The sequence below is a fragment of the Agrobacterium sp. AGB01 genome, from assembly GCF_014851585.1.
In the GTDB taxonomy this organism is placed as follows: domain Bacteria; phylum Pseudomonadota; class Alphaproteobacteria; order Rhizobiales; family Rhizobiaceae; genus Agrobacterium.
Genome location: NZ_JACVAB010000001.1, coordinates 37,890 through 62,839, shown reverse-complemented (window position 1 = coordinate 62,839; position 24,950 = coordinate 37,890). Strand labels below are relative to the sequence as shown.

Below are 24,950 nucleotides of genomic sequence, written 5' to 3'. Positions count from 1 at the left end.
AAAGAATTGGCTTTTTAGTGTGGCTCAACCTGCCAAACCGAAACGAGACCGTCAAGAAACAACTTGTCGGTTGCCTCGCTTGCAGCCCCTGCAAGTGGCAGAAAATCCTCATATCCGAGCATTCTGGCAACTTTTGCCAACCCGAGAAGTGAAAATGGCGTGGATGATGACGGCGCGCGCCAGTCAGCGACCGGCAGATTCTCGTCTATACCACGCTCTTTAAGGTAAGCGCGAATCTCTTCGTCCCCCCCCAAACGGTCCACCAGCTTCACGGCCAGCGCCTGCCGACCGGTAAAGATCGAGCCATCTGCGAGTTTCAGAACCTCCTCGCGGGGCAGTTTGCGACGATCGGCAACCAGATCAACAAACCAGTCATAGGTATCCATGATCATGCTTCGGATCATGGTTTTCGCCTCTTCAGGCGGCTCATGGAACGGTGACGGCTCCGCCTTCAACGGCGTCGATTTGATTTCCTGCAAGGACACGCCGAGCTTATCAAGAAGTGGGCCTACCTGTGGATACTGGAAAATAACGCCGATGGAACCGGTGATCGATGTTTCACCAGCGACGATAACGTCACCGGCACTGGCGATCATGTAACCAGCAGATGCTGCAAGAGTACGGACGTCAGCGACAACCGGCTTCTTGTCAGACACGGCCCGAATTGCCTTGAAGATGCGTTCGCCGCCATAGGTCGTGCCGCCGGGCGAGGAAATGGAAACGATAAGCGCCTTGGCATTGTCGCTCTTGGCAATCTTGTCCAGCCGTTCCAGCAGTTCCGTATCGTCACGAATCAAACCGGAAATCTCAACACGGGCAACATGCGCCGAGCCGGATTTTGAGCTTGGAGTGTAAACCATGCGATATGCGGTAAAGCAGGCTGCTATAAGAAGAAGTACCGCTGCAACACGCCAGAATGTCAACTTACGGCGTAATTGCCGCCTGTCAGCGATTGCCATGCGATCCATTTTTTCACGTCCCTTGATGAGGTCTAGCGAAGGCTTAACACTATTTGCGTTACAGCCGGTTTTATATTGCCGCTCACGGGAAACAAATAAAAAAGCCTGTTTTCGGTAAAAATCACGCCCTACTTGTATGGCACGCATAAAAAACCATATTGGCAGAACCTTTCGCACATGCCAAAGACAAACGTTGAAACACAAAGGCCGACCCGGATTTATGGTATCCTGTCCGCTTTTACCCGGGACATCTAAGGAATGCTCGACAAGCTACGCGAATCGCCAGCACTTGCGTCTGTGCCCACCGATGGTGGCGCAGCCTATGGCACTGCTATGCGACATTCTTCGCGCGTTCGCCGGCTGAAAATCATTCTTCCGGCTGCTGCTCTGCTGATTTCCATGGTTTTTATTGGTGTGTCGCTGATAAAGGCCTGGTGGCCAGCTGACGTATCGGTAGAGAGCGCGACGATTGAAAACGGCAAGATCGTCATGGAAAAACCGGCTGTTGCGGGTCGAAATGATGATGGTATCGCCTATTCGATGACCGCCGATCGTGCCTTGCAGGACATTGCCAGCCCAAATTTGATGACACTTGAAAATGTGCTTGCCGCCGTTCCCATGAACGATATTGTGGCTAAGGTAACAGCAAGCGGCGGCGTGTTTGACCGCAACACCAACAAGATGCAAATGACTGCGCCGTTCGAGATCAATATGACCAACGGCATCAAGGCAAAATTCCAATCTGCAGATGTTGATTTGCGTGCTGGCAAGATGCAAACGAGTGAAGCGGTAGACATTACTACCAAAGATGGTTCGATTGTTGCACAAAGCATGCAGATCGCAGATAATGGCAGAACAATAATTTTTTCGGGGCAGGTTCGGGCACGGCTCGCTGCATCGACCATACAACAAGCTGAAAATTGAAAGCCCGACCCGATGTCACGATCCTTACGTTGTTCGATTTTCCCAATCCTCGCGCTGCTGTCCGGCTCGGCTGCGGTTTTGACGCTGGCAGGAACTGCCTCCGCGCAAAACACAACGAGCCAGATGGAGGGGCTGAAGCTCTCCAACGACCAACCGATTGCCATTGAAAGCGATCAGTTGGAAATTCAGGACCAGGAGCGCAAAGCCTACTTCACAGGCAATGTGAAAGTTGTTCAGGGAACTACAACCTTGAAGGCCGGCAAGATGACCGTGCTTTACAAGGGTGAAGGATCGTCGCTCACCAGCGGTAATGCCGATATCGAAAAGATTTTCGTCGATAACACGGTGTACCTGAATTCCGGCACACAGGAAGCAACGGCCGATCATGGCGAGTTCGACATGGCAGCCCAGACCTTTATCCTGTCGGGCAAGCAGGTGGTGCTATCTGAAGGCAAAAACGTTTTCACCGGCTGTAAGCTGACGGTGTTTATGAACACCGGACAGGCAAAGCTGGACAGCTGTGGTGGGCCGGTTCGCATTTTGCTCGACCCGAAATCACAGAAAAAACAGCCATAAGAATTGCTCGTGAAAATTCCTTCTCTATCTCGCCTGTTCTCCGACAAAGCCACGCCCGGCAACCCCCTCAATCTCTCAGGGGATAAAAGCCGTTACGAAGGCACACTGATCGCGCACAGCCTGTCGAAAACCTACAACACCCGCCGGGTAGTGAATGGGGTTTCCCTTGTGGTGCGCCGTGGCGAGGCCGTGGGCCTGCTTGGACCCAACGGTGCGGGCAAGACAACCTGTTTTTACATGATCACTGGCCTTGTGCCGGTTGATTCCGGGCGTATTGCCATCAATGGCAATGACGTGACGGGAATGCCGATGTACCGCCGCGCCCGCCTTGGCGTTGGCTACCTGCCACAGGAAGCCTCGATTTTCCGCGGCCTGACGGTCGAGGATAATATTCTTGCCGTTCTGGAAGTGCACGAGAAGGATCGCAAGAAACGCGATACTAAGCTCAACGAACTGTTGGAAGAGTTCCACATTGCGCATCTGCGCAAGTCGCCGGCAGTTGCATTGTCGGGTGGTGAACGCCGACGTCTTGAAATTGCACGTGCGCTTGCCACAGACCCAACCTTCATGCTGCTCGACGAACCATTTGCCGGTGTCGATCCTATTTCTGTGAGTGACATCCAGAACCTTGTGCGGCATTTGACGGCACGTGGCATTGGCGTTCTCATCACCGATCACAATGTGCGTGAGACGCTGGGACTGATTGACCGGGCTTACATTATTCATGCCGGTGAGGTTCTCACCCACGGTCGCGCGACCGATATTGTGAACAATCCCGACGTGCGCAGGCTTTATCTCGGAGATAATTTTAGCCTGTAATCGCTCATTGGCGAAAGAATCTTCCTTTAGACGCTCCTGTTGTGCTTGACCAAATCTCATAAAAAAGCAATTTTTGGGCCAAGTGCTATTTCATTCACCGCCAACCTTAAAAAAAGCGGTCAGGAAGGCGTTGAAGGGGAGTTTCGCGTCCGTCATGGCATTATCCGCCAGCCTTTTTCTGCGTCAAAGCCAATCGCTCGTCATGACGCCACAGCTGATGCAATCAATCCAGTTGCTTCAGATGACCTATGGCGAGTTGGAACAATTTATTGCGCAGGAAGTCGAAAAGAACCCGCTGCTTGAATTTGCAGCAGGTGATGAGGGCGTGAGCAGTGACATCCCCGAAGACAGTTTTGGTGTTGCCGAGCGGGATTTTGAGCCTTCAGACACACATGCTGCCGATCAGGATGAGTGGTACAACGAACGCAGCACTGGGCTTGGTGAACAGCTCGATACCAGTTTCGAAAACGTATTTCCGGATGATGGTAACCAGCGCAAGGCGGATGCCCCTGAACTGGCCGATCAATGGAAATCGATGCCAGGCAATGATAGCGGCGAGGCTTATGACCTTGACGACTTCGTCGCGGCAAAAACCAATTTGCGGGATTACATCAACCAGCAAGTGCCGTTCATTTTGCAGGATGCCACTTCGCGGGTAATTGCCGAAATCCTTGTGGATCAGCTGGATGAGACCGGCTACATCCACGCCGATACCGTGTCCGAGACGGCTGAGCGTCTGGGCAAGGATGCGCAGGATATCGAACGTATCGTTGCCGCCTTGCAAACGCTCGATCCCCCCGGGATCTTCGCCCGTTCTTTAAGTGAGTGCCTGGCGATACAGCTTCGACAAAAAGACCGGTTTGACCCCGCCATGCAGGCGTTAGTCGGCAATCTGGAGCTGCTGGCAAAGCGAGATTTTGTAACCCTGAAAAAGCTCTGCGGTGTGGATGAGGAAGACCTCCTCGACATGCTTGGCGAAATTCGTGCACTCAACCCGCGTCCCGGCTCCGGCTTTGAAGCCTCTGTTTCAGAAACGATCGTGCCTGACGTGATCGTTCGGGAAACACCTGATGGAACATGGCTTGTGGAACTCAATCCCGACGCATTGCCGCGTGTTCTGGTCAATCAGTCCTACTATGCGCAGATTTCGCGCCTGCCCGCCCGTAAGGGCGAGGACGAAGGATTTTTGTCCGAATGCCTTCAAAATGCAAACTGGTTGACAAGAAGCCTCGACCAACGCGCCAAGACAATTATGAAGGTTGCCAGCGAAATTGTTAGGCAGCAGGATGCGTTCCTGATGCATGGTGTTGACCACCTTCGCCCTCTCAATCTCAAGACCGTGGCGGATGCGATCAAAATGCATGAATCGACCGTCAGCCGCGTCACGTCAAAAAAATATATGCTGACACCGCGCGGCATGTTCGAGCTGAAATATTTCTTCACGGTTTCCATTGGTGCCGTGGAAGGAGGCGACAGCCATTCGGCCGAAGCTGTGCGTCATCGCATAAAAGTGATGATCTCTCAGGAGACGCCCGATGCCGTTCTCTCCGATGATGACATTGTGGACAATCTGAAGCAAGGCGGGGTCGAATTGGCTCGCAGAACAGTCGCGAAATATCGTGAAGCGATGAACATTCCCTCGTCTGTGCAGCGCCGGCGGGAGAAGAAAGCCCTTGCAAAACTGGGCTAAGGGCGCCGTTTGCCACCGACAGCACATTAACGAACCGTAAATATATGCCTCCAGCCGCCTTTGGTAGCATTGACTCCTGATTGCCCCAAGAGTAGAAGCGCGCACCTTTACGGGATGATCGAGACGAACAAACTCCCTTAATCGAAAGGCAGAACGCCGCAGCAAGGCCAAAGAGGTCTGGAATCGCTTGGATGAGCGCGTGGCTTGACGTAAGCTGGTATTCGCAAATCACTACAAAAAGGAAAATTCCATGAGTGTGCGTGTATCTGGTAAGCATATGGAGATAGGTGAATCGTTCCGTCAAAGGATCGAGGATGCGGTCGGCTTGGCGGTTACGAAATATTTCGATGGGGGGTATTCTGCTCAAGTTACTGTTCAGAAATCGACGTCCCATTTTTCGTGCGACTGCAAGCTGCATCTGGACACCGGAGTGGTTCTTCATGCTGCGGGAGAAGCAAACGAGCCGCAAGGCAGCTTCGACGCAGCAGCGGCCCGAATCGAAAAGAGGCTTCGACGCTACAAGCGCAAACTGAGAGACCACCATGCTGGTGGGCACGTCCCTTCCTTCGAGGAAATTCCTTATACGGTTATGGACGCCGTTCCGGATGAAGATGATGAAGTGCCGGACGATTACGCGCCAACAATTGTCGCGGAAAGCTCGAAACAGATTAAAACCATGTCTGTGGCAAATGCCGTGATGGCACTTGATATGACAGACGAACCGGTCCTGCTTTTCCGCAGCCCGGGAACCGAATACCTCAATATCGTTTATCGTCGTCACGACGGTAATATCGGCTGGATTGATGCAGCCGCGATAAAGGGTTGAACAGTCGGAATACGTTTGGCGGACGTGGTCACCACGCCCGCCAATCACTCCGGTGATACAAAGGAAGACGAAATGGCATTGGCAGACCTGCTGCAACAAGATGCGATTATCCCCGCCCTCAAGGTAAATTCCAAGAAACAGCTTCTCCAGGAACTTGCTGCAAAGGCATCCCGGATTACAGGTGTTCCGGAACGCGAGGTATTTGACGTCATTCTGCAACGGGAACGGCTTGGTTCCACCGGTGTTGGACATGGCATTGCCATTCCGCACGGCAAACTCGAAAGCATTTCATCGATCGTCGGTGTATTTGCACGTCTGGAAAGCCCCGTGGATTTCGAGGCGCTTGACGACCAGCCTGTTGATCTGGTGTTTTTGCTGCTGGCGCCTGAAGGTGCAGGTGCTGACCACCTGAAAGCCCTCTCACGCATTGCCCGCGTTCTGCGCGACCAGGATCTAGTTGCCAAGCTGCGTGCAACCGATTCGGACACGGCAATATATGCCTTCCTGAACCAAGAGCAGGCCAACGCCGCTTGAGGCTGCACGACGGCGTGCAGCAGTCTATCAACAGCGACCTGCTTTAATAATCCCCCTTAAAATCAATTCCGATTTTTCATTCCATGCGGTAAATCAACCGTCATCAGACGTGAGCGCTGATGACGGAGGATGCATGGAGCCGGAAAAGCGTGGGGCCAGCGTTGGTGATGACTGTTCATTTGACCTCGATCAGATGCCTGATGTGCAAATGACCGGTGTAACCGGAGACCACCTGCCGGTTTTCAGTGAGCGACTGAAACAGCGACTGACCTATTCAATGGCATGGACGCCTGAGGTCAGCGATCTCGAGGAGTGGAAGGCTCGAGCTCGAGCAAAGATCTGGGAACTCACTTGGCAGACACCAGACAGAACTGGTTTTGATCCCGAAATTGTCGATGAAATCGACCGTGGTGATTTTATTGCCCGGAAGATTGCGTTCAACCTGACGCGCGACAGCCGGGTTATTGGCTTGCTCTTGTTACCCCAGGGCAAGGGACCATTTCCGGCAACTGTTTTTTACCATGACCATGGTTCCAAATTCGATATCGGCAAAGAAAAACTAATTTCGCCTTGGGATGATCCAGATAAGCTGCACTCCGCACAAGGGTGGGCAGATAGACATTTTTCAGGAAGGTTTCCCGGTGACGAGTTGGCACGCCGCGGTTATGTCGTGCTGGCAGTTGACGCACTCGGCTGGGGCGATCGCGGGCCGTTGACGTATGATGGACAGCAGGCGCTGGCGGCCAATTTTGCCAATATGGGGAGTTCCCTTGCCGGTCTGATGGCGCTTGAGGACACCCGCACCGCAGAATTTTTGGCCAGTCTGCCTGCGGTGAACAAACAACAAATCGCATCAGCAGGGTTTTCCATGGGCGCATTCCGCGCCTGGCAGGCTGCAGCTCTGACCGACACTATCACCGCGACGGTGGCGGTGAACTGGATGGCCACAGCAAAGAGTCTGATGGTGCCGGGTAACAACCAGCTGCGTGGTGGTTCTGCTTGGCACATGACCCATCCGGGCCTTATGCAGTTTCTGGATTATCCCGATGTTGCAAGCCTTGTGGCACCGCGGCCCATACTGGTCTTTGCCGGCAAGGAAGACAGGCTTTTTCCCGTCAGCTCCGTCACTGAAGCTTTGCAAAAAATGGGGGATGTATGGGCTGCATGGCAGCGTGCAGACTGTCTGGACAGCAAAATCTGGCCCGGCGCCCATGTTTTCGAGGCCGAGCAGCAGGACTACGCCTTTGATTGGCTGGATCGGCAATTCTCCCGATCCTGACACTAAAAAACCCCGGTTGATGACCGGGGTTTAAAAGTTTCAAACGCTGGTGATCAGAGATCACGCATCTTTTTCATTCAGGCTGCCAGTCCCTGGCTCAGCCCCTGCTGCGGCTTCACCCTTTGGGCCACCCTTGGCAACACCAACCATGGCAGGACGCAGAACACGGTCACCAATGGTGAAGCCTGCCTGAACGACCTGAACAACCGTATTGTTGGGAACCGCAGGGTTTGGAATTTCAAACATCGCCTGGTGGAAGTTCGGGTCGAACTTTTCACCTTCCGCTTCGATCTTGCGAACACCGTGGCGTTCAAGGGTCGAAAGCATCGAACGCTCGGTCATTTCAACGCCTTCGATAAGACCTGCAATGCCGGCTTCAGCATTTTCCTTCAGCTCGGCAGGAATTGCTTCGAGCGCACGACGAAGATTATCCGATACGGCCAGCATATCGCGGGCAAAACCAGCCACCGAATAAGCCTTGGCATCCTTCACATCGCGTTCTGTGCGGCGACGCAGGTTGTCCATTTCAGCAGCAAGGCGCAGGAACTTGTCGCGCAGGTCGTTGTTTTCCGCCTTTAGCGCCTCGGAAGGATCAGGTGTTTCTTCGACAGGCGCGGAATTTTCATCAACCGTAGCGTCCGCTACAGTTTCTTCATATGCCGTTTCCGCTTGCTTTGCGTCAGATCCGGTCTTGTTCGTGTCGTCGGTCATGACGGTCTCCAGATTAAATTTTGATGTTGCGCCCGATATCGATGTTTGACGGGCAAAAATCAAGGCTTAGCCGCCATTCGGTGCGCAAAGAACTGTCAGTTGAGGAATATGGCAGCTAACTATAGCGGTTTTCGCGATAACCGCCCCATCAACTGTGCCGTATAATCGACCATCGGCACAATACGGGAATAGTTTAGCCTTGTCGGCCCGATAACGCCAACAGCACCAACAATGCGATTGTCATCATCACGGTAAGGCGCGACGATCAGCGATGAACCGGACAGAGAAAACAACTTGTTTTCCGCCCCGATAAAAATACGTACCCCCGGCCCGCTTTCAGCCAGATCAAGAATTTCAATCAGATTGTCCTTGCGCTCCAGATCGTCAAACAGCAGGCGCAGGCGATCCATATCTTCTTCGCTGCCAAGCCCTTCCAGCAGATTGGAGCGTCCCCGAACAATAAGACGGCCGGGTTTACCCTCTTCGCTATCGCCGGCCCAAACGGCCAGACCACGTTCCACCAGATCCTGCGCCAATGTACCAAGTTCGGTCTGCACCTGTAATTTCAGCGCATTCAGTTCACTTCGCAGTTCATCCAGTGTCTGCCCGGACAAGTGGGCATTGATAAAATTGGCAGCCTCCGTCAACTGCGAAGATGTGATGCCGGCCGGCAGATCAATGATACGGTTTTCCACCTGATTGTGTTCACCGACCAGAATGGCGAGTGCTTTGAACGGCTCAAGCCGGATGAACTCGACATGTTTGATGACCACATCGTTTTTGGTGGTTATGACTAGCCCAGCGCCCCGCGACATGCCCGACAGGGTTTGGCTGGCCTGCGTCATCATTCCCTGCAGGGGTTGTTCGCGATTGGACAGTGGCGCGATATTCCGATCGATATTGGCGCGTTCGTCATCAGACAAGTTTCCGACCTGCATGAAGGCATCGACAAAAAACCGCAGACCGGAATGTGTCGGCAGGCGGCCCGCACTGATATGCGGCGAATAAATAAGTCCGAGTTCCTCCAGATCGCTCATCACATTGCGAACGGAGGCAGGTGAAAGCGACATGGGCAAAAGCCGCGACAGGTTACGCGACCCGAGCGGCTCTCCCGTCTCGAGATAACTTTCTACGATACGGCGGAAGATTTCGCGCGAACGTTCGTCGAGCGACGCGAATTGATCCTGTGCTATCGGAATGGAAAAACCCATATTGACCGTCATCTCTGTCGATTGCCTGAGACCATCAACTATAATCACTGATCGACCTTCGGCAAAACGGAAATTCCACTTCCCAAGATCGGTTTTGCGGCGCAAAACCGGGATAGATGGGCCAGAGCCTTCCAATTGCTTGGGAAAGGCACTAGAAGGCTCCGACCAATTCAAGAGGAGTCCGTCATGCGGCCGTCAGGCAGAAAAACAGACCAGATGCGCAAGGTTTCATTCGAGCGCAATTTTTCCAAGCACGCCGAGGGCTCCTGTCTCGTCAAGTTTGGCGATACGCATGTACTTTGCACTGCGAGCCTGGAAGAAAAGACCCCACCATGGCTGCGCAACAGCGGCAAGGGCTGGGTGACTGCTGAATATGGCATGCTGCCGCGCTCTACCCATGAACGCATGAAGCGCGAAGCTGCATCCGGCAAGCAGGGTGGACGCACACAGGAAATCCAGCGCCTTATTGGCCGTTCCTTGCGCGCTGTCGTTGACCTGCAGGCGCTGGGCGAACGCCAGATCAGCATCGATTGCGACGTCATTCAGGCCGACGGCGGTACCCGTACCGCTTCCATTACCGGCGCATGGATTGCCCTTCATGACTGCCTGAAGTGGATGGAAAGCCGCAACATGCTGAAGGTCGAAAAGGTTCTCAAAGACCATATCGCTGCCATTTCCTGCGGTATTTTCGCCAACCAGCCAGTTATCGATCTCGATTATCTTGAAGATTCGTCTGCTGAAACGGACGCAAACTTCGTCATTACCGGTTCCGGCGGTATCGTTGAAATCCAGGGCACTGCCGAAGGCGCACCGTTTAGCGAGCAGGAATTCCTGACGCTGCTCGGTCTTGCCAAGACAGGCTGCGCCGAACTGGTTTCCCTGCAAAAGCAGGCAATCGCCTGAGATCCGGATAAGACATGCGTAAACTCGACACCCGCACCATCGTCGTTGCCAGCCACAACAAGGGCAAGATTGCCGAAATTGCCGAGCTGATCGGTCCGTTCGGTTTTTCGGCAAAGTCGGCGGCAGAACTGAACTTCGAAGAGCCGGATGAAACCGGCACGACTTTCGAGGAAAATGCTGCGATCAAGGCGCGGGCCTCGGCGAAGGCTTCTGGTCTTCCAGCTCTGTCCGATGACTCCGGTCTGGTGATTGATGCGCTCGACGGCGCCCCCGGCGTTTACACCGCCAATTGGGCAGAAACCGCCGATGGTACGCGCGATTTCGCCATGGCCATGGAAAAGGTTGAAAAGGCGCTTGCTGACAAAGGTGTGACAGATCCAAAGGATCGTGCCGCCCGCTTCGTCAGTGTTTTGTGCCTTGCTTGGCCTGATGGTCACACGGAAATGTTCCGTGGTGAGATCGAAGGAACTGTTGTGTGGCCGCCACGCGGCACGGCAGGTTTCGGTTACGATCCGGTGTTCCAGCCGGAAGGTTTTGACACGACGTTCGGTGAAATGCCGTCTGAACAGAAACATGGCTGGAAGCCAGGCGACGCGACTGCACTTTCGCACCGTGCCCGCGCCTTCAAGCTTTTTGTTGAAAGCTGCCTCGAAGCATGATGACCAGCGCCGGGAGCGGTACTCTATCTGCACCCGGTGCTACTCTATTGCCTGATACCGGGGAACCCGGTTTCGGAATATATGTGCATTGGCCATTTTGCGCGGCCAAATGTCCTTACTGCGATTTCAATAGTCATGTCCGCCACAAGCCGGTCGATCAGGAGCGTTTTACAGCTGCGTTTCTGAAGGAAATGCAGACCATGCGCTCGCTTGGTGGCCCTAAGGTCGTCAGCAGCATCTTTATGGGTGGCGGCACGCCATCCCTCATGGAGCCTTCGACCGTCGGCGCCATTCTTGATGGCATCGCCAAATACTGGCATGTGCCCGACGGGATTGAAATCACTATGGAAGCTAACCCGTCCAGCGTCGAGGCTGAACGCTTCCGCGGCTACAGGGCCGCGGGCGTCAATCGCGTGTCGATGGGTGTTCAGGCTCTTAACGATCGGGATCTGAAGTTTCTGGGCCGTCTGCATGACGTTGCGGATGCGCTGAAAGCCATCAAGCTGGCGCGCGAGATATTCCCACGCATGTCGTTTGACCTGATCTATGCCCGTCCCAATCAGACGGTGGAAGAGTGGGAAAAGGAACTGGCCGAAGCCATTTCCTACGCGGTGGACCATCTGTCGCTTTATCAGCTGACAATCGAAGAAGGCACAGCCTTTTACGGGCTGCACAAGGCCGGAAAACTGATTGTGCCGGACGGTGAGCATTCTGCAGTGCTATACGAGGCAACGCAGGAGATTACCGCCCGTCACGGCATGCCGGCCTATGAAGTTTCCAATCATGCCCGCCCCGGCGCTGAAAGCCGCCATAACCTGACTTATTGGCGTTATGGTGACTATGCTGGCATTGGTCCCGGCGCACACGGACGCCTTTCGCAAAGCAAGGTGAAACTGGCGACCGCCACAGAGCGCAACCCAGAAGCGTGGCTTGAATCGGTTGAACGGCAAGGCCACGGCATGATCGAGCAGGAAATGCTGGGTTATGACGAGCAGGCAGACGAGTTGCTGCTGATGGGCCTGCGTTTACGCGAAGGGATCGATCTGGTGCGCTGGCAGTCGCTGTCCGGGCGTGAACTGGACCCGGACCGCGAAGATTTCCTCATTCAACATGGTTTCGTCGAGCGTCTCGGCAATTCGCGCATTCGCTGTACGCCGTCAGGTATGTTGATCCTTGACAGCGTGGTTGCAGACCTGGCCTCTTAAGGCAGTTCAGGTATCCAATCCCTCATTGGCCTTGCGATCCGTATGGCCAAGATCACGTTCGGGATCGATCACGTCACGAATACGCTGCTTGAGATCTTTGGGTCCGGGAAACCCGCCATCGCGCTTGCGCTCCCAGATAAGAGTGTCATTTACTGTGATCTCAAAACGGCCACCCGTCGAGGGAACGAGTGCAACTTCGCCGAGGTCCTGACCAAAGGTTTGCAGCAATTCCTGCGCCATCCAGCCGGATCGCAGCAGCCAATTGCACTGCGTGCAATATACGATGGCAACACGGGGTTTGGCGGTCGTATCGTTCACAGGCTTCTCCATCATCAAATCTCGTTCACGGAAATATTAACAATAATAATCATGTTTTTATACGATGCTTGATTGTCTTCACGTCATACAGCTTTAGAGAAAACACCATGTTCAATTCATGGAGTTTCTTATGACGAAAAATATTCAATCATCGCAGCGTCTCATCGTTCCGGCTGTCGCACCGGTCTATAATAGCACCCACCAAATCGTTGAAACCATTCTGCGTGTTGCTGCCGGTGTTCTTCTTGTTACGCATGGCTACGGCAAGATCATGGACCCCTTTCGCGCCGTTGGCATGGTGGAAAGCCTCGGATTTTATCCCGGTGTGTTCTGGTCACCTTTGCTGGCCGCGACAGAGTTTTTCGGCGGCATTCTAATTGCCATTGGTCTTTTCACTCGCCCTGCGGCCTTTGCCGCAACTATCGTTTTGCTTGTGACCGTTTACTTCCACGGCATCGTCAAGGCCGAGGGCTTGGCGGGCAGTGAGAAGTCGATCCTGTGGGCAGCTATCTTCCTGTTCTTTGCAGTGCGTGGCGGCAACAGCCACTCCGTGGATGCCAAGCTGAAAAAAGTGTTCTGATCTTTCTGAGGCACACAGAAAAATAGCCCCGACCAAAGGTGGCCAGCGCTGCCTTTGGTCTTGTCAAGCGTCCAGTCGCATGGTCAATTTAGCGCGTTAGGTTTTCTTACAGGTAGACTTCATGCGCGTCGCAATCATTGAAAACATGGCTGGCACACCCCACGGACAAGTGGGCGTCGCCCTGGCCGAGGTTAACGCCGAGCTTGACGTCATCAGCGTTTATCTCGGCGAGGCTCTGCCTGACGATACAGACAGCCACGATGCACTTGTGGTATTTGGCGGCGAACAAAGCGCCGTAGACGATGAAAAATATCCCTACCTGCCCAAACTTGCGAAATTGATGCGTGACTTTACCGAAGCGGATAAGCCAGTTCTCGGTATCTGTCTCGGCAGCCAGTTGTTGGCGCGTGCCCATGGCGGCGAAAACCTGCTGAAGGTGACGCGTGAATTTGGCTGGGAAAATATCGAGGTCAACGAAGAAGGCCGACGGGATCCAGTGTTTTCTAGTGTTGGCGATAACTTCCGTATTTTCCAGTGGCACTATGACAGTTTTACATTGCCACAGGATGCGGTGCGGCTAGCCTCCAATGGCGCAGCAATCAACCAGGCTTTTCGGGTTGGCCGCGCCTCCTACGGTACACAGTTTCACTTCGAGGCAGACACCTCGGTGGTTGAGGGTTGGCGCAGCAATTTTTCCGACAGTATTGAAAAGATTTCGCCGGGTTGGCTGGCCGGTTATTTCGACCAGAAGGCACAAAACGGCACACTGGCTGACGTGGCCGGACTTGCCCTGGCCCGCGCCTGGGTAAAGCTGATCGAGCAGCGTGACAACACCACGCAAAAGCAGGATCAGCAACCGGTTCTGGCCGGCTCCTAACGCTCAAATACCCCGGTTCCGGCCTAATTGTCATTTTTTCAGCAAGCTTTGCGTGTGGTTGATAAGGTCTTAACGGTGTTCACCCACATTCACCAATCCTGCCACATTTCGCGTGCCTGAATTTCAAGTCTCTAAAAATGAATGGATTTTTACCATGTGGTTTCGCCACATTTCCTAACAGATCATCATGGGTGGCAGGTTCGGTTTCCGCTGAATGCGGCGCCGAAACCTCCGAAAATAGCCGTTTTACGGCCATAAACACATTCTGGTGGGGCGCAATTTAATCTTTCTTGATAATTGTTCTTTAATCCTAGCAGAACGTTAGCGAGGAGGCTTTTCTCGTATTTTCTGTTTTGTTTTGAGTACGGATTCCCATGCGTTCATCTGTTGTGCCAGCATTGCTCCTCGCCTGCCTGACACTGTCCGGCTGTACATCCAGTTCTGGGCCAGAGAGCATCATGACAGGTGTTTCCTCTCCGTCGAGAGAAGTCACCAGCTCTGTAACTCCGACATCCGGCCCCATTCCTTCGGCGACAGTTGGCACCGCACAGGCCTCCGGCTCCAATGAACATCAGGAGCTTCTGGCGTGGGGCGGTCCTGTGCCGGAAGAACCACAGGCATTTTCCGTTGTCGCGCCAAACGTTGGCATGCCGGTTCCCGACCAGCGCCCGGTCACGATGGCGATGGCAGCAAGCCCGGCGATCATGGCAGGCCCACAGGTACGTTCCCGGATCTATAGCCGCCAGTTCCGTGACGCTAAGCCGATCAATTTCGGCAAGGTTACGCCTAATCATTACGCCGTGCACGGAGTCGACGTGTCGCGCTGGCAGGCCAATATCGATTGGCAAAAGCTGCGCACGCAGGGCGCAAACTTTGCCTATATCAAAGCAACCGATGGCGGCGACCATCTCGACCCGATGTTCAAGACCAACTGGCAGCTTGCCAAGCAAGCCGGTATCCGTCGCGGTGCCTACCACTTCTTCTACTGGTGCCGCCCGGCCAGCCATCAGGCCGAATGGTTCATTCGCAACGTGCCGCGGGACCCGGATGCCCTGCCGCCAGTGATCGACGTTGAATACAACGGTGAGTCCAGCTGCAAGATGCGTCTTCCACGCGCTAAGGTGCTTGAAAAGATGCAGGTGTTTATGGACATGCTGGAACGCCATTACGGCCAGCGTCCGGTTATCTACACCGCACCTGACTTCTACAAGGATCACCTGTCCGGCGAATTCCTCAACTATCCATTCTGGCTTCGTGCCGTTGCCCAGCATCCTTCCAAGGTTTATCCGGGCCGCAAGTGGGTGTTCTGGCAGTATTCCGGTTCGGGCCTGTCACAAGGCGTGTCGGGCAAGATTGATCTGAATGTGTTCAACGGCAGCATCGAAGACTGGCATCGCTGGGTCGCCAGATCCGGTCCGGCTCGCACCGCCAGCCGCTAGGGTTACCATTAAGATAGACCTAAAAGCGCCGCGGATATCCCCGGCGCTTTTGTCATTTATGGCCAACATCGCGCATGTTTTTAACTCTTGTTGACCGCAACTGGAACTCTTTTGCCGATCACGCGTTCTTGATCCAGAAGGAGGAAGTAACATGACGTATGATCCAAATGACAGAAATCCTGAACTTCGCCCACGGCCGGATTTGAATCCAAATGTGCCACCGCATATTGATCCAAATCTGGCACCGCCAGCACGCTCATCATCATCATGGGTTCCGTTCGGCGCTCTGATTGTGCTCATTCTGGCGGGTGTCTTTATCTGGTCGCAGATGGGTGGTCCAACAACGGACCCAACAACAACATCGTCAACGACCACACCGCCAGCCGCAACGGAGCAGGCTCCCGCAGTTCAGCCTATGGCACCAACGACGCCAGCTGAGCCGCCAGCCAACAATGCTGCGCCTGCTGCCCCAGCAACGGGTGGTGGCACATCGACGACCCCATAACCTAACGGTTACCGGGAGGAGCGAGAGCTGTCCGTCTTTCGAGGCGGGCAGTTTTCTTTTTACAGACTGTCTATTCGGAACAAAAAAGGGAGGCGTTCGCCTCCCTTTTTTGTTGTGGATTTTGATGTGTAACGCTTAGTCGTCGCTCATCTTCAGGGCAGCAATGAACGCTTCCTGCGGAATATCGACCTTGCCGAACTGACGCATGCGCTTTTTGCCTTCCTTCTGTTTGTCCAGAAGTTTGCGCTTACGGGTGGCGTCACCACCGTAGCACTTGGCTGTCACGTCCTTGCGCATGGCTGAAATCGTTTCACGAGCGATGACGTTTCCGCCGATGGCCGCCTGGATCGGAATCTTGAACATGTGGCGAGGGATAAGATCCTTCAGCTTTTCGCACATGTCGCGACCGCGCTTTTCGGCAGCGGTACGGTGCACCAGCATAGAAAGCGCATCCACCGGTTCGCCATTGACCATGATCGACATCTTGACGAGGTTGCCTTCACGATAACCATCCAGATGGTAATCGAAGGACGCATATCCCTTGGAGATGGATTTCAAGCGGTCGTAGAAATCGAACACAACTTCGTTCAGCGGCAGCTCATATGTGATCATCGCACGCTTGCCGACATAGGTGAGTTCGGTCTGGACACCGCGGCGATCCTGACAGAGCTTCAAAATGCCGCCAAGATAATCGTCCGGCGTCAGAATAGTCGCCTTGATCCATGGTTCACGAATTTCGGCAATCTTCACTACATCCGGCATATCAGCCGGGTTGTGCAGCTCACGCTCGGAACCGTCGGTCATCGTCAACTGATAGACCACCGAAGGGGCAGTCGCGATCAAATCGAGATCGAACTCACGCTCGAGGCGCTCCTGAATAATTTCAAGGTGCAGAAGACCCAGGAAACCGCAGCGGAAACCGAAACCGAGAGCGGCGGACGATTCCATTTCAAACGAGAACGACGCATCGTTGAGGCGCAATTTGCCCATGGCGGCACGCAGGTCTTCAAAATCTGCTGCATCGACCGGGAACAGGCCGCAGAAAACCACCGGCTGAGCAGGCTTGAAGCCCGGAAGAGCCTTTTCGGTCGGGCGCTTATCTTCCGTGATGGTATCGCCAACGCGCGTATCAGCCACTTCCTTGATCGAGCCGGTAATAAAACCGATTTCGCCCGGGCCGAGGCTATCGACAGCGACCATCTTGGGTGTGAGGACGCCGACGCGCTCCACTTGATATTTCGCATCCGTGCCCATCATGCGGATGGTTTGACCCTTGGTCAAAACGCCATCAAGCACGCGCACCAGAACCATGACGCCGAGATAGGTGTCGTACCAGCTATCGACGAGAAGCGCCTTCAGCGGGCCCTTTTCACCAAGCTCACTCTTCGGTGGAGGCAGCTGATGGACGATGGCTTCCAGCACGTCTGGAATACCAAGGCCGGTCTTGGCGGATATCAGAACGGCTTGGCTGGCATCAATGCCAATGACTTCCTCGATCTGTTCCTTGATTCGATCCGGCTCGGCAGCGGGCAGATCGATCTTGTTCAGAACAGTAACGAGCTCGTGGTTGTTATCGATCGCCTGATAGACGTTGGCCAGCGTCTGGGCTTCTACACCCTGCGACGCATCCACCACCAGTAGCGAGCCTTCGCAAGCAGACAGAGAGCGCGACACTTCATAGGCAAAGTCGACGTGGCCGGGGGTGTCGATAAGATTGAGAACATAGGTCTCACCATCGTTGGCCTTATAGTGCAGACGCACGGTCTGGGCCTTGATGGTAATGCCGCGTTCGCGCTCGATATCCATATTGTCGAGAACCTGCTCGGACATATCGCGTTCGGCAAGACCACCGGTCGACTGGATCAACCGGTCGGCCAATGTCGATTTGCCATGGTCGATATGGGCAACGATCGAGAAGTTGCGGATATGGTCAAGCGGGATGCGGTTCGGATTTGTGCTCATGCCCCGGGCTATAGCAGGGGCTTCGATAGTCGAAAAGTGGGAATTCGTTAAAAGGCCACTAAATATGGGCCTTTCATACGTCAAATTGCTCCGGCCAGTCACGGCGGGTGGCCACCTGCCCCTCGGTTCGCAGTTTTGCGACGGCGCCGAGATCGATGTCAGTGATCAGCCAATGGCTATCGACCACATTGTCGCTTTCGCTTTCTGCCACAATGCCCGAAGGCGGCATGCCGTAGTCAGAGGGAACGTAGAGAGCTGCGCGGCCACGATTTTCATCAACCGCTGGTGACCAAGGTGCTTCACCCGCTGTTGGGGAGGACAGTACGGCATACTGATTTTCCAGCGCGCGGGCCTGCGCGCCGATGCGCACCCGGAATGCACCGGCCAGCGTGTCAGTGCAGCTGGGTGCCAGAACCAACTCTACACCCAGTTCCGCCAGCTTGCGGCCAAGCATCGGGAATTCGTTATCGTAACAAATCAGGATGCCGAGTTTGCCAACCGGCGTGTCAAAGGCTTTTAATCCCTCGACACCGGCGGCAATGTTCCATTTTTCCCGCTCAAACCGGGTCATGATCTGCTTGTCCTGATACCCGATCAACCCGTCCGGTCCAAACAGCCAGGCACGGTTGCGATATTTGCCATCTAACTCCTTGACCGGCGCGCTACCTGGCTGGAACACGATACCATGGCTACGCGCCAGTTCTTCACACAGTTCCAGCCAAGCCGGCAGCAGGGGCTGCAGGGCATCGATGGACTTGTGCAGATCGGAGCGGACATCAGCTGGCAGCAGGCCGGTCAGCGTCAGCGCAGAATATTCCGGCAAAAGCGCAAGCTCGGCACCGTCCTCTGCCGCCTGCCGTACCAGAGCGCTTAAATGCGCAACGTAATCTTCCCAGCTGTCGATGAGTTCAATGGCGTATTGGCAAGCGGCAAGTCTTGTCATGAATTACACCTCGATCTTTCGCATCCAGAAGGAAAGGGTTTTCGGGCTTTTTGACGTTTCATCTAGATCCTGCCAGGTGAATGTGGTGCTCAGTTCCGGCTTGTGGACGTAACCGCGATTTTCCCAGAAACTGTTGAGTGGTTTGTAGTCTGCGGGCCGTCTTGGATGATCCAGCGGACGCTCCACCGCACAGAAGGTGCAATAGTCAAAACCGCCAAGCCGTTTTGCCTGCGCCTCTCGTTCTTCAAAAAACCGAACACCAGCGCCCTGCCCGCGATATTGCGGCAGAAGCACGCTCTCGCCGAAATAGAAGATCCGATCAGGATTATAACCGGCTGCGATGAAAGGCTTTTTCACCTCATCGGTTTCTGACGCCATTGGAATTCCCGTCGACATACCAACGACTTTGCCGTCATTCAGCGCCAGCACCACAACGGCACCTTGCGAATTGGCATAGGTGGCCAGATATTCCCGCTCATGTTCAATCGTGCCGTCATACAGATAGGGGAATTCCCGGAAAACACCGATACGCAAACGGGCGAGGTCATCAAAATAGGGTGCAATATCGGCACCGGATACGGATTTGATTTCGAGTGCTTTCATGTCAGTTAAGATACTTTCCGATATACAGCATTTTCACCTTGGTTGTGCCCGGTTATATCGTGACGACCAAAGTGAGCCAAGTTCTGTTGCAGACCCATGGAGATAAAGATGACAGCAGCCGCCACCATCCACGCCTATTACGATGCTTTCAACCGTCAGGACATGGATGCTTTCCTGGCCCTGCTCGACGAAAACGTCGTTCACGACATCAATCAGGGTGAGCGCCAGACCGGCAAGGCGGTATTTGCGAAGTTCATGGATCACATGAACCGTTGCTACAAGGAAACCCTGACCGACATGGTGATTATGGCCAGCGCAGACGGCAAGCGCGCGTCTGCAGAATTTGTCGTCAACGGTGAATATCTGGTGACCGATGAAGGTCTTCCAGAGGCCAATGGACAGAAATACGTGCTTCCCGCGGGGGCCTTCTTCGAATTAAAGGACGGTAAAGTTAGCCGGGTAACAAACTACTATAATCTGAGTGACTGGATCGCTCAGGTTGGCGCATAAGACTATCAAGGACGACGAACCTGCTTTCACGCAGGTTGGTTACTTTTCGAATATTCCACTATAATACCCGTTGACTCCATTATAAGAGAATGCAAATCTCTGATCATGGACATGGAAAACGACATTCTCGAAAAATCGATTGGCGCGCGGGTCCGCACGTTGCGTGCTGAAAACGATATGACGCTCGACCAGCTCAGTATTGCTTCGGGCGTCAGCCGGGCGATGATCTCGCGTATCGAACGCGGCGAGGCGAGCCCAACCGCCTCGCTCCTAGCCCGGATTTGCGCCGCACTTGGCCTTTCGCTGTCAGGCTTTTTTGCTGAAGACGAGACAGTCACTCCAATCGTCCGCAAGGCAGAACAGAAAATCTGGCAGGATCCGGAAACCGGATATGTACGCCGCGCAATTTCACCGCCGCGCGTCGGCTCGGATGTCGATATTGTTGAGGTGGAGTTTCCAGCTGGCGCGAAAGTCAGTTTTCCACCGCACTCTGCTTCGCATGGCATGACCCAACATGTCTGGCTGCTGCAAGGCACGCTGGAAATGACGACACAACAGGATGTCTATCTCCTTTCGCCGGGCGATTGCCTGTTCATGCCGGTTGGCGAAGGCCACGTTTTTCACAATCCGGGTGAGCAGCCCGCCCACTACTGCGTCGTTTTGGACCGGCGAACTCGCTGACACGCGGATAAAACACATCTCAAATTTCTCAACGACAGTCCCTCATCGATTTAAGTCTACCGCAGGTACCTATGGCAACGATCCGAATTCTAGACGCAGCAGATACATTAAACGCCCTGCCTGACCTGTGCGAGGTTTTGTCGGATTGCGTCAATGACGGGGCGTCGGTTGGTTTCATGCTGCCCTTCACTCCGCAAGACGGGGCAGACTTCTGGCGGAATGTGGCTAACGGCATCGATACCGGTGACATCATCCATGTCGTCGCGGAGGTTGACGGCGTTGTTGTCGGAACCGTGCAGATCGGTCTGGCATCCAAACCGAACCAGCCGCATCGTGGTGACCTGATGAAGCTGCTCATTCATCGTTCGCAACGCGGACAAGGACTTTCTCGTCTGCTGATGGATTCGGTGGAAGCAGAAGCTGCCAAACGCGGGCGCACGCTTCTCGTTCTTGATACTGCAACCGGCAGCGATGCTGAAGCAATCTATCCACGGTTCGGCTGGCAACGGGTGGGCGTTATCCCCGATTACGCTCTGTTCCCCGATGGCCGGTATTGCAGCACGACGATCTTTTACAAACGCATCGAATGACAAAACGCCGGGTTTTCCCGGCGTTTTGTTCTACTGGCATTTGGTTCAATGGCCATTTTTCAGGGTGCGGGTGAAGGTATCGACAATGGTTTTAATCAGTTCCTGATGAATTTCAGCACGGTCCCGCAGACCGGCATCGCTGCAAATGGGGTCCAACTCACCAATGGATTCAAGAAAAGCATTGGCGTCCTTTTTGCAAACCGGCAGAAAGCTGAAATGGTCGGCACCGCCGAGCCGAACATAATCTGCCGACGAGATCTGATGTGACAACTCATCCGCTTTGACGGCAACCGGAACCTTGCCCTCATCGCCGAGATTGATGAAGGTCAGTGGGATCGTCACGTCCTTGATGCTTTCGGATTGGATGACCGTTGCCAGAGCGGGATCAACAAGAACCGCAGCCTTTATGCGCGGGTCCCTGTTGCATTGCTCAAACCGTTCCCTGTCGACGGTGCGCAAATCAAGCTTCGGCACGGATACCGCTTCATCATTCACGTAACCGCGCCCACCGGCAAACCAGCGGCAATCCATCATGTCTGAATGGTTTTCACAATAACGGATGAAGGAATCAAGGTCAGCACGCAGACCGGAAATTTCCATGGCCGCCGCACCACCCAACGAAAAGCCCAAAACACCGATGTTGGTCTGGCTGATGGAAGACACCCAGGCCTTGTCAGTGGTCAGGCTGGTGACAAGGTTTGATAGGTCTTCCGTACGCTCCCAGATTTTTGGCGTGTCCTGTGGTGTAGAATAACCGCTTGTTGTACCGGGATGGTTGGTACCAGCCACGAGAAAACCGGCCTCAGCCAGTTTCACCGCAATCCATGCCATGCCTTCAACCCTCGAACCTGAGCCATGAGACAAAAGGACGAGCGGAAACTGGCCCGTTTTGATGGTGGCATTCTTGAAAGCCTGAGAACCTTCAAAAATCTGGTTATCGCTAACCAGTGTTTTTTCGCCATCCGCCGCTGACGGGTACCACACCGTCACCTCGAGATTGCTGTTACGCTGTGGGGAAAAAACATTGATGTTGCGCACACCGACCTGCTCTGCTGAAAAGGCAACCGAGCCAGCCGTGCAGGCCATAAAAAGGGCAGCGATGGAAATTTGAAAGCGCATGAAAAAACCTCGTTGAGTTGGATGAACGATGGCCCATGCTGGCAAAAATCAGGTATTTAGCGTCCTCAATCAGGATCAAGGTCGTACCGGAACGCGATCTGGTCCATTTCATTGAATAGAAACCGGAGCAATCGGCTTGTCTGCTGCGCTTCGCGCATAAACTTCGTTCGTCAAGGCCCTTAACGTGCTGTTTATTCCCTTGCCCTTTGTCGTTGCCCTGTTGCTTGGTCTCACCCTGATCACATTGTTCAGGGCCCGTGAAAAAAAAGCGAACCGACCATTTCTGGCGCTGATCGGCCTTTGTGTGCTGCAATCGATTTCAGTCGGAGTGCGCTGGGGTTATGGCATCGAGGACGTGCGTTATGTTTTGCCTATTATTGCCGGATGCCTGCCGCCCCTTGTTTATGCCAGCTTCCGCAGCCTGATGAATGACCAACCTGCCACCCGCAACTTTACCCTGACCGGGATTGTCGTTTCGCCGCTGATCATTCTGTTGCTGATGCTGGTCTATCCGCTGGCGATCGACTTTGCTCTGATCAGTCTGTTCGTCGGTTATGCGGTTGCCATTATTGCGCTGGGTCGTTCAGGTCCTGACGGGTTGGACGAGGCCCGTTTTGCGAGTGTAGTGCCTGCCCACCGCGCACTTTACATCGCCGCGGGCGCGCTGTGCCTGTCTGCCTGCTTTGACTTTCTGGTGCTGCTGGACTTCGAATGGACACGCGGTGCCAATGTCGCCGCTATCGTCAGCAATGCCAATCTTCTGGGCCTTTTCCTGATCGGTCTGACGGCGTCGGTTGCAGAAGGCAGCAAGGTCGAGCCAGAGGCTGGCACAGAAGAGCCCAGCGACACGCCTATCCCACCTTCGACTGAAGACCGTGAAGTGATGGAGCGGCTGGAGCATATTATGCAAAAAGACCGGCTGTACCGCGATGAGAATCTCAATCTTACACGGCTGTCTCGCCGACTTGGCCTACCCAGCCGTCAGATTTCCAATGCCATAAATCGGTCTGCCAATATGAACGTATCGCAATACGTCAATCAGTTGCGTATCCGGGAAGCCTGTCGCCTTCTGGAAGAAACCGAACAATCGGTGACCTCGATCATGCTGGATGCCGGTTTCCAGACTAAATCCAACTTCAATCGCGAATTTCGCCGCATAACCGGCCTGAGCCCGGTAGCATGGCGCGAGCGTGAGGTGTGGAAACTGGTCTCCACCCACAAAAACGGCCACCCGGACTAAACCGGGTGACCGTTTAACTCTGCCTGATCGATGATTACAGCGTGCCGTTGCGCTGCTGGATCATCATGTAGGTGTCGTAGGTGTATTCAGCGATCTGCGCCCAGAGATAGGCGTCCTTCTTGAAAGCCTGCTGGCTGTCATAGATCTTCTTGAAGGCTGGGTTGGATGCAGAGATTTCAGCGTAGGTCTCCAGTGCTGCCTTGTGGCAAACATCGAGGATTTCCTGACTGAACGGGCGCAGGACGGCACCCTGTGCCACCAGTTCCTTCAATGCCTTCGGATTGCGCGCGTCGTAACGCTCCAGCATGCTGGCGCTTCCGGCCGCGCAGGCGTCCTTCAAGATGCGCTTGTAGTTTTCGGGTAGGCTGTTGAACTTTTCGAGATTGACGAAAGCATGAACAGCCGGGCCGCCTTCCCACCAAGCAGGGTAGTAATAATACTTGGCGACCTTGTAGAAGCCGAGCTTCTGGTCGTCATACGGCCCAACGAATTCGGTCGCGTCGATCGTGCCCTTTTCAAGCGCTGCGTAAACGTCACCGCCCGCGATCTGCTGCGGAGTGACGCCTACCTTCTGCATGACCTGACCGGTCAGACCGGCGATACGCATTTTAAGACCCTTGAGATCATCGATGGTGTTGATCTCCTTGCGGAACCAGCCACCCATCTGCGCGCCGGTGTTGCCGAGCAGGATAGAGTAAATGTTGTGCTGGGCTAGGAATTCGTTGAGCAGTTCATTACCGCCAGCCTGATTGAACCAGGCGTTTGTCTGGCGCGCATTGAGACCGAACGGAACCGACGTGCCAAGCGCGAAGGTCGGGTCCTTGCCCACGTAATAATAGGAGCAGGTATGCGCCATTTCGACCGTACCGGCCGTCACCGCATCAGCAGCCTGCAAAGCTGGAACGATCTCGCCGCCGGCAAAGTGTTGGATGGTAAAGTTACCGCCGGTTGCTTCCTTCACATGGTCAGCCACAATCTGGCCCGCGCCAAACAGAATATCCAGACCCTTGGTAAAGGATGAGGTCATGCGCCACGTGATTTTCGGGTTTTCTTGAGCGATGGCCGGAGCGGCCAATGCAGTTGCCGTGACACCGGCGCCAACCGCGCCTGCATTGCGGATAAAAGATCTGCGATCCATGTTGGTTTGCCTTGTTATGAAGAGTTTCATAAGGCGAACCGCCGGGTACGCCTCCCACAGTTTACTAATCATTTCTTCTTGGTTGCTTCAAGTGGGAAAATCGATCCTTTCGCAAAAGGCGGCTTTAGTGTTCCGAATCTTGCGCGGAC

Annotated in this window: 27 protein-coding genes and 1 pseudogene; 18 read left to right on the top strand and 10 right to left on the bottom strand. The window is 54.2% G+C overall.

The window, feature by feature from the left end; translation table 11 throughout:
- Positions 1-14 precede the first annotated feature (14 nt).
- Positions 15-968, bottom strand: coding sequence for a signal peptide peptidase SppA (gene sppA / locus IB237_RS00325; RefSeq protein ID WP_192486638.1), 954 nt, complete (start codon positions 966-968; stop codon positions 15-17).
- 249 nt (positions 969-1,217) lie between these two features.
- On the opposite strand from sppA, the gene lptC reads away from it, so the two are divergent.
- The 7 genes from lptC to IB237_RS00290 all read left to right on the top strand — a co-directional run bounded on the left by lptC (position 1,218) and on the right by IB237_RS00290 (position 7,607).
- Positions 1,218-1,883 (top strand): LPS export ABC transporter periplasmic protein LptC, encoded by a 666-nt coding sequence (lptC, locus tag IB237_RS00320; protein WP_192486637.1) that lies wholly within the window; start codon positions 1,218-1,220, stop codon positions 1,881-1,883.
- Between the two features lie 12 nt (positions 1,884-1,895).
- Positions 1,896-2,459, top strand: a complete 564-nt coding sequence (locus IB237_RS00315) for an LptA/OstA family protein (protein ID WP_192486636.1) — start codon at positions 1,896-1,898, stop codon at positions 2,457-2,459.
- Between the two features lie 33 nt (positions 2,460-2,492).
- Positions 2,493-3,278, top strand: a complete 786-nt coding sequence (gene lptB / locus IB237_RS00310; RefSeq protein ID WP_192487798.1) for an LPS export ABC transporter ATP-binding protein — start codon at positions 2,493-2,495, stop codon at positions 3,276-3,278.
- 154 nt (positions 3,279-3,432) lie between these two features.
- A complete protein-coding gene (rpoN, locus tag IB237_RS00305) occupies positions 3,433-4,968 on the top strand; it encodes an RNA polymerase factor sigma-54 (RefSeq protein ID WP_192486635.1) in 1,536 nt (511 codons plus the stop codon).
- A 250-nt stretch (positions 4,969-5,218) separates the two neighbouring features.
- Positions 5,219-5,794 carry a ribosome hibernation-promoting factor, HPF/YfiA family gene (gene hpf, locus IB237_RS00300; RefSeq protein WP_192486634.1) on the top strand — a complete coding sequence of 192 codons (576 nt, stop codon included), beginning with the start codon at positions 5,219-5,221 and terminating at the stop codon, positions 5,792-5,794.
- A gap of 72 nt (positions 5,795-5,866) precedes the next feature.
- Positions 5,867-6,328 (top strand): PTS IIA-like nitrogen regulatory protein PtsN, encoded by a 462-nt coding sequence (gene ptsN / locus IB237_RS00295; RefSeq protein WP_192487797.1) that lies wholly within the window; start codon positions 5,867-5,869, stop codon positions 6,326-6,328.
- Positions 6,329-6,461: 133 nt separating this feature from the next.
- Positions 6,462-7,607, top strand: coding sequence for a dienelactone hydrolase family protein (locus IB237_RS00290; RefSeq protein WP_192486633.1), 1,146 nt, complete (start codon positions 6,462-6,464; stop codon positions 7,605-7,607).
- A 60-nt stretch (positions 7,608-7,667) separates the two neighbouring features.
- Here the strand turns inward: IB237_RS00290 and grpE are convergent, their stop codons facing one another.
- Together grpE and hrcA are read right to left on the bottom strand one after the other, a co-directional pair.
- Entirely contained in the window at positions 7,668-8,318 is a 651-nt protein-coding gene (grpE, locus tag IB237_RS00285; RefSeq protein ID WP_192486632.1) for a nucleotide exchange factor GrpE, read from the bottom strand.
- A gap of 119 nt (positions 8,319-8,437) precedes the next feature.
- Complete coding sequence (hrcA, locus tag IB237_RS00280; protein WP_192487796.1) at positions 8,438-9,529, bottom strand: heat-inducible transcriptional repressor HrcA; 1,092 nt, start codon at positions 9,527-9,529, stop codon at positions 8,438-8,440.
- A gap of 186 nt (positions 9,530-9,715) precedes the next feature.
- On the opposite strand from hrcA, the gene rph reads away from it, so the two are divergent.
- From rph to hemW, 3 genes are read left to right on the top strand one after another with little or no spacing between them, the layout of a single operon-like run.
- The gene (gene rph / locus IB237_RS00275; protein WP_192486631.1) at positions 9,716-10,432 is read left to right on the top strand and encodes a ribonuclease PH; all 717 of its coding nucleotides are present in this window, start codon (positions 9,716-9,718) and stop codon (positions 10,430-10,432) included.
- A 14-nt stretch (positions 10,433-10,446) separates the two neighbouring features.
- Positions 10,447-11,091: an RdgB/HAM1 family non-canonical purine NTP pyrophosphatase gene (gene rdgB / locus IB237_RS00270; RefSeq protein ID WP_192486630.1), complete on the top strand. Its 645-nt coding sequence runs from the start codon at positions 10,447-10,449 to the stop codon at positions 11,089-11,091.
- Positions 11,091-12,296 (top strand): radical SAM family heme chaperone HemW, encoded by a 1,206-nt coding sequence (hemW, locus tag IB237_RS00265; RefSeq protein ID WP_192486629.1) that lies wholly within the window; start codon positions 11,091-11,093, stop codon positions 12,294-12,296. The genes rdgB and hemW overlap by 1 nt, the downstream gene beginning before the upstream one ends.
- A gap of 6 nt (positions 12,297-12,302) precedes the next feature.
- On the opposite strand, the gene IB237_RS00260 is transcribed toward hemW, so the two are convergent.
- Positions 12,303-12,614, bottom strand: a complete 312-nt coding sequence (locus IB237_RS00260; RefSeq protein ID WP_371815209.1) for a SelT/SelW/SelH family protein — start codon at positions 12,612-12,614, stop codon at positions 12,303-12,305.
- Positions 12,615-12,744: 130 nt separating this feature from the next.
- On the opposite strand from IB237_RS00260, the gene IB237_RS00255 reads away from it, so the two are divergent.
- Positions 12,745-13,194 carry a DoxX family protein gene (locus IB237_RS00255; RefSeq protein WP_192486628.1) on the top strand — a complete coding sequence of 150 codons (450 nt, stop codon included), beginning with the start codon at positions 12,745-12,747 and terminating at the stop codon, positions 13,192-13,194.
- Positions 13,195-13,315: 121 nt separating this feature from the next.
- Positions 13,316-14,071: a type 1 glutamine amidotransferase gene (locus IB237_RS00250; RefSeq protein WP_192486627.1), complete on the top strand. Its 756-nt coding sequence runs from the start codon at positions 13,316-13,318 to the stop codon at positions 14,069-14,071.
- A gap of 571 nt (positions 14,072-14,642) precedes the next feature.
- Here the strand turns inward: IB237_RS00250 and IB237_RS26505 are convergent.
- Complete coding sequence (locus IB237_RS26505; RefSeq protein ID WP_371815208.1) at positions 14,643-14,777, bottom strand: hypothetical protein; 135 nt, start codon at positions 14,775-14,777, stop codon at positions 14,643-14,645.
- Between IB237_RS26505 and IB237_RS00245 the strand changes: the two genes are divergently transcribed.
- Positions 14,719-15,510, top strand: coding sequence for a GH25 family lysozyme (locus IB237_RS00245; protein WP_371815207.1), 792 nt, complete (start codon positions 14,719-14,721; stop codon positions 15,508-15,510). The two genes, IB237_RS26505 and IB237_RS00245, sit on opposite strands and share 59 nt — an antisense overlap.
- A gap of 151 nt (positions 15,511-15,661) precedes the next feature.
- Complete coding sequence (locus IB237_RS00240; protein WP_192486625.1) at positions 15,662-16,015, top strand: hypothetical protein; 354 nt, start codon at positions 15,662-15,664, stop codon at positions 16,013-16,015.
- Between the two features lie 135 nt (positions 16,016-16,150).
- Here the strand turns inward: IB237_RS00240 and lepA are convergent, their stop codons facing one another.
- The 3 genes from lepA to IB237_RS00225 all read right to left on the bottom strand — a co-directional run bounded on the left by lepA (position 16,151) and on the right by IB237_RS00225 (position 19,523).
- The gene (lepA, locus tag IB237_RS00235; RefSeq protein ID WP_192487794.1) at positions 16,151-17,989 is read right to left on the bottom strand and encodes a translation elongation factor 4; all 1,839 of its coding nucleotides are present in this window, start codon (positions 17,987-17,989) and stop codon (positions 16,151-16,153) included.
- Between the two features lie 61 nt (positions 17,990-18,050).
- Positions 18,051-18,920, bottom strand: coding sequence for a carbon-nitrogen hydrolase family protein (locus IB237_RS00230; RefSeq protein WP_192486624.1), 870 nt, complete (start codon positions 18,918-18,920; stop codon positions 18,051-18,053).
- Positions 18,921-18,923: 3 nt separating this feature from the next.
- Positions 18,924-19,523 (bottom strand): GNAT family N-acetyltransferase, encoded by a 600-nt coding sequence (locus tag IB237_RS00225; RefSeq protein ID WP_192486623.1) that lies wholly within the window; start codon positions 19,521-19,523, stop codon positions 18,924-18,926.
- A 108-nt stretch (positions 19,524-19,631) separates the two neighbouring features.
- Here IB237_RS00225 and IB237_RS00220 point away from each other — a divergent pair, with 108 nt between their 5' ends.
- The 3 genes from IB237_RS00220 to IB237_RS00210 all read left to right on the top strand — a co-directional run bounded on the left by IB237_RS00220 (position 19,632) and on the right by IB237_RS00210 (position 21,304).
- A complete protein-coding gene (locus IB237_RS00220) occupies positions 19,632-20,033 on the top strand; it encodes a ketosteroid isomerase-related protein (RefSeq protein ID WP_192486622.1) in 402 nt (133 codons plus the stop codon).
- 111 nt (positions 20,034-20,144) lie between these two features.
- On the top strand, positions 20,145-20,714 hold the full coding sequence (locus IB237_RS00215; RefSeq protein WP_192486621.1) for a helix-turn-helix domain-containing protein: 570 nt from the start codon (positions 20,145-20,147) through the stop codon (positions 20,712-20,714).
- A 71-nt stretch (positions 20,715-20,785) separates the two neighbouring features.
- Positions 20,786-21,304: a GNAT family N-acetyltransferase gene (locus tag IB237_RS00210; RefSeq protein WP_192486620.1), complete on the top strand. Its 519-nt coding sequence runs from the start codon at positions 20,786-20,788 to the stop codon at positions 21,302-21,304.
- A 45-nt stretch (positions 21,305-21,349) separates the two neighbouring features.
- On the opposite strand, the gene IB237_RS00205 is transcribed toward IB237_RS00210, so the two are convergent.
- Entirely contained in the window at positions 21,350-22,423 is a 1,074-nt protein-coding gene (locus IB237_RS00205; protein ID WP_192486619.1) for a dienelactone hydrolase, read from the bottom strand.
- A 184-nt stretch (positions 22,424-22,607) separates the two neighbouring features.
- Between IB237_RS00205 and IB237_RS00200 the strand changes: the two are divergent.
- Positions 22,608-23,697: pseudogene (locus IB237_RS00200) on the top strand (helix-turn-helix domain-containing protein).
- On the opposite strand, the gene IB237_RS00195 reads toward IB237_RS00200, so the two are convergent.
- Entirely contained in the window at positions 23,698-24,801 is a 1,104-nt protein-coding gene (locus IB237_RS00195; RefSeq protein ID WP_192486618.1) for a TRAP transporter substrate-binding protein, read from the bottom strand. It lies immediately after the preceding pseudogene.
- Positions 24,802-24,950: the final 149 nt, after the last annotated feature.

Bases quoted from the DNA above. Each gene is read 5' to 3' on its own strand.
- hpf (WP_192486634.1), top strand. From the start codon at position 5,219: ATGAGTGTGCGTGTATCTGGTAAGCATATGGAGATAGGTGAATCGTTC.
- ptsN (WP_192487797.1), top strand. From the start codon at position 5,867: ATGGCATTGGCAGACCTGCTGCAACAAGATGCGATTATCCCCGCCCTC.
- lptC (WP_192486637.1), top strand. From the start codon at position 1,218: ATGCTCGACAAGCTACGCGAATCGCCAGCACTTGCGTCTGTGCCCACC.
- IB237_RS00220 (WP_192486622.1), top strand. From the start codon at position 19,632: ATGACAGCAGCCGCCACCATCCACGCCTATTACGATGCTTTCAACCGT.
- IB237_RS00225 (WP_192486623.1), bottom strand. From the start codon at position 19,523: ATGAAAGCACTCGAAATCAAATCCGTATCCGGTGCCGATATTGCACCC.
- IB237_RS00210 (WP_192486620.1), top strand. From the start codon at position 20,786: ATGGCAACGATCCGAATTCTAGACGCAGCAGATACATTAAACGCCCTG.
- IB237_RS00195 (WP_192486618.1), bottom strand. From the start codon at position 24,801: ATGGATCGCAGATCTTTTATCCGCAATGCAGGCGCGGTTGGCGCCGGT.
- IB237_RS00250 (WP_192486627.1), top strand. From the start codon at position 13,316: ATGCGCGTCGCAATCATTGAAAACATGGCTGGCACACCCCACGGACAA.
- IB237_RS00215 (WP_192486621.1), top strand. From the start codon at position 20,145: ATGGAAAACGACATTCTCGAAAAATCGATTGGCGCGCGGGTCCGCACG.
- rph (WP_192486631.1), top strand. From the start codon at position 9,716: ATGCGGCCGTCAGGCAGAAAAACAGACCAGATGCGCAAGGTTTCATTC.
- IB237_RS26505 (WP_371815208.1), bottom strand. From the start codon at position 14,777: ATGATCGCCGGGCTTGCTGCCATCGCCATCGTGACCGGGCGCTGGTCG.
- IB237_RS00230 (WP_192486624.1), bottom strand. From the start codon at position 18,920: ATGACAAGACTTGCCGCTTGCCAATACGCCATTGAACTCATCGACAGC.
- IB237_RS00315 (WP_192486636.1), top strand. From the start codon at position 1,896: ATGTCACGATCCTTACGTTGTTCGATTTTCCCAATCCTCGCGCTGCTG.
- IB237_RS00205 (WP_192486619.1), bottom strand. From the start codon at position 22,423: ATGCGCTTTCAAATTTCCATCGCTGCCCTTTTTATGGCCTGCACGGCT.
- hemW (WP_192486629.1), top strand. From the start codon at position 11,091: ATGACCAGCGCCGGGAGCGGTACTCTATCTGCACCCGGTGCTACTCTA.
- rdgB (WP_192486630.1), top strand. From the start codon at position 10,447: ATGCGTAAACTCGACACCCGCACCATCGTCGTTGCCAGCCACAACAAG.
- rpoN (WP_192486635.1), top strand. From the start codon at position 3,433: ATGGCATTATCCGCCAGCCTTTTTCTGCGTCAAAGCCAATCGCTCGTC.
- IB237_RS00240 (WP_192486625.1), top strand. From the start codon at position 15,662: ATGACGTATGATCCAAATGACAGAAATCCTGAACTTCGCCCACGGCCG.
- IB237_RS00255 (WP_192486628.1), top strand. From the start codon at position 12,745: ATGACGAAAAATATTCAATCATCGCAGCGTCTCATCGTTCCGGCTGTC.
- IB237_RS00290 (WP_192486633.1), top strand. From the start codon at position 6,462: ATGGAGCCGGAAAAGCGTGGGGCCAGCGTTGGTGATGACTGTTCATTT.
- hrcA (WP_192487796.1), bottom strand. From the start codon at position 9,529: ATGGGTTTTTCCATTCCGATAGCACAGGATCAATTCGCGTCGCTCGAC.
- grpE (WP_192486632.1), bottom strand. From the start codon at position 8,318: ATGACCGACGACACGAACAAGACCGGATCTGACGCAAAGCAAGCGGAA.
- sppA (WP_192486638.1), bottom strand. From the start codon at position 968: ATGGATCGCATGGCAATCGCTGACAGGCGGCAATTACGCCGTAAGTTG.
- IB237_RS00245 (WP_371815207.1), top strand. From the start codon at position 14,719: ATGCCGGTTCCCGACCAGCGCCCGGTCACGATGGCGATGGCAGCAAGC.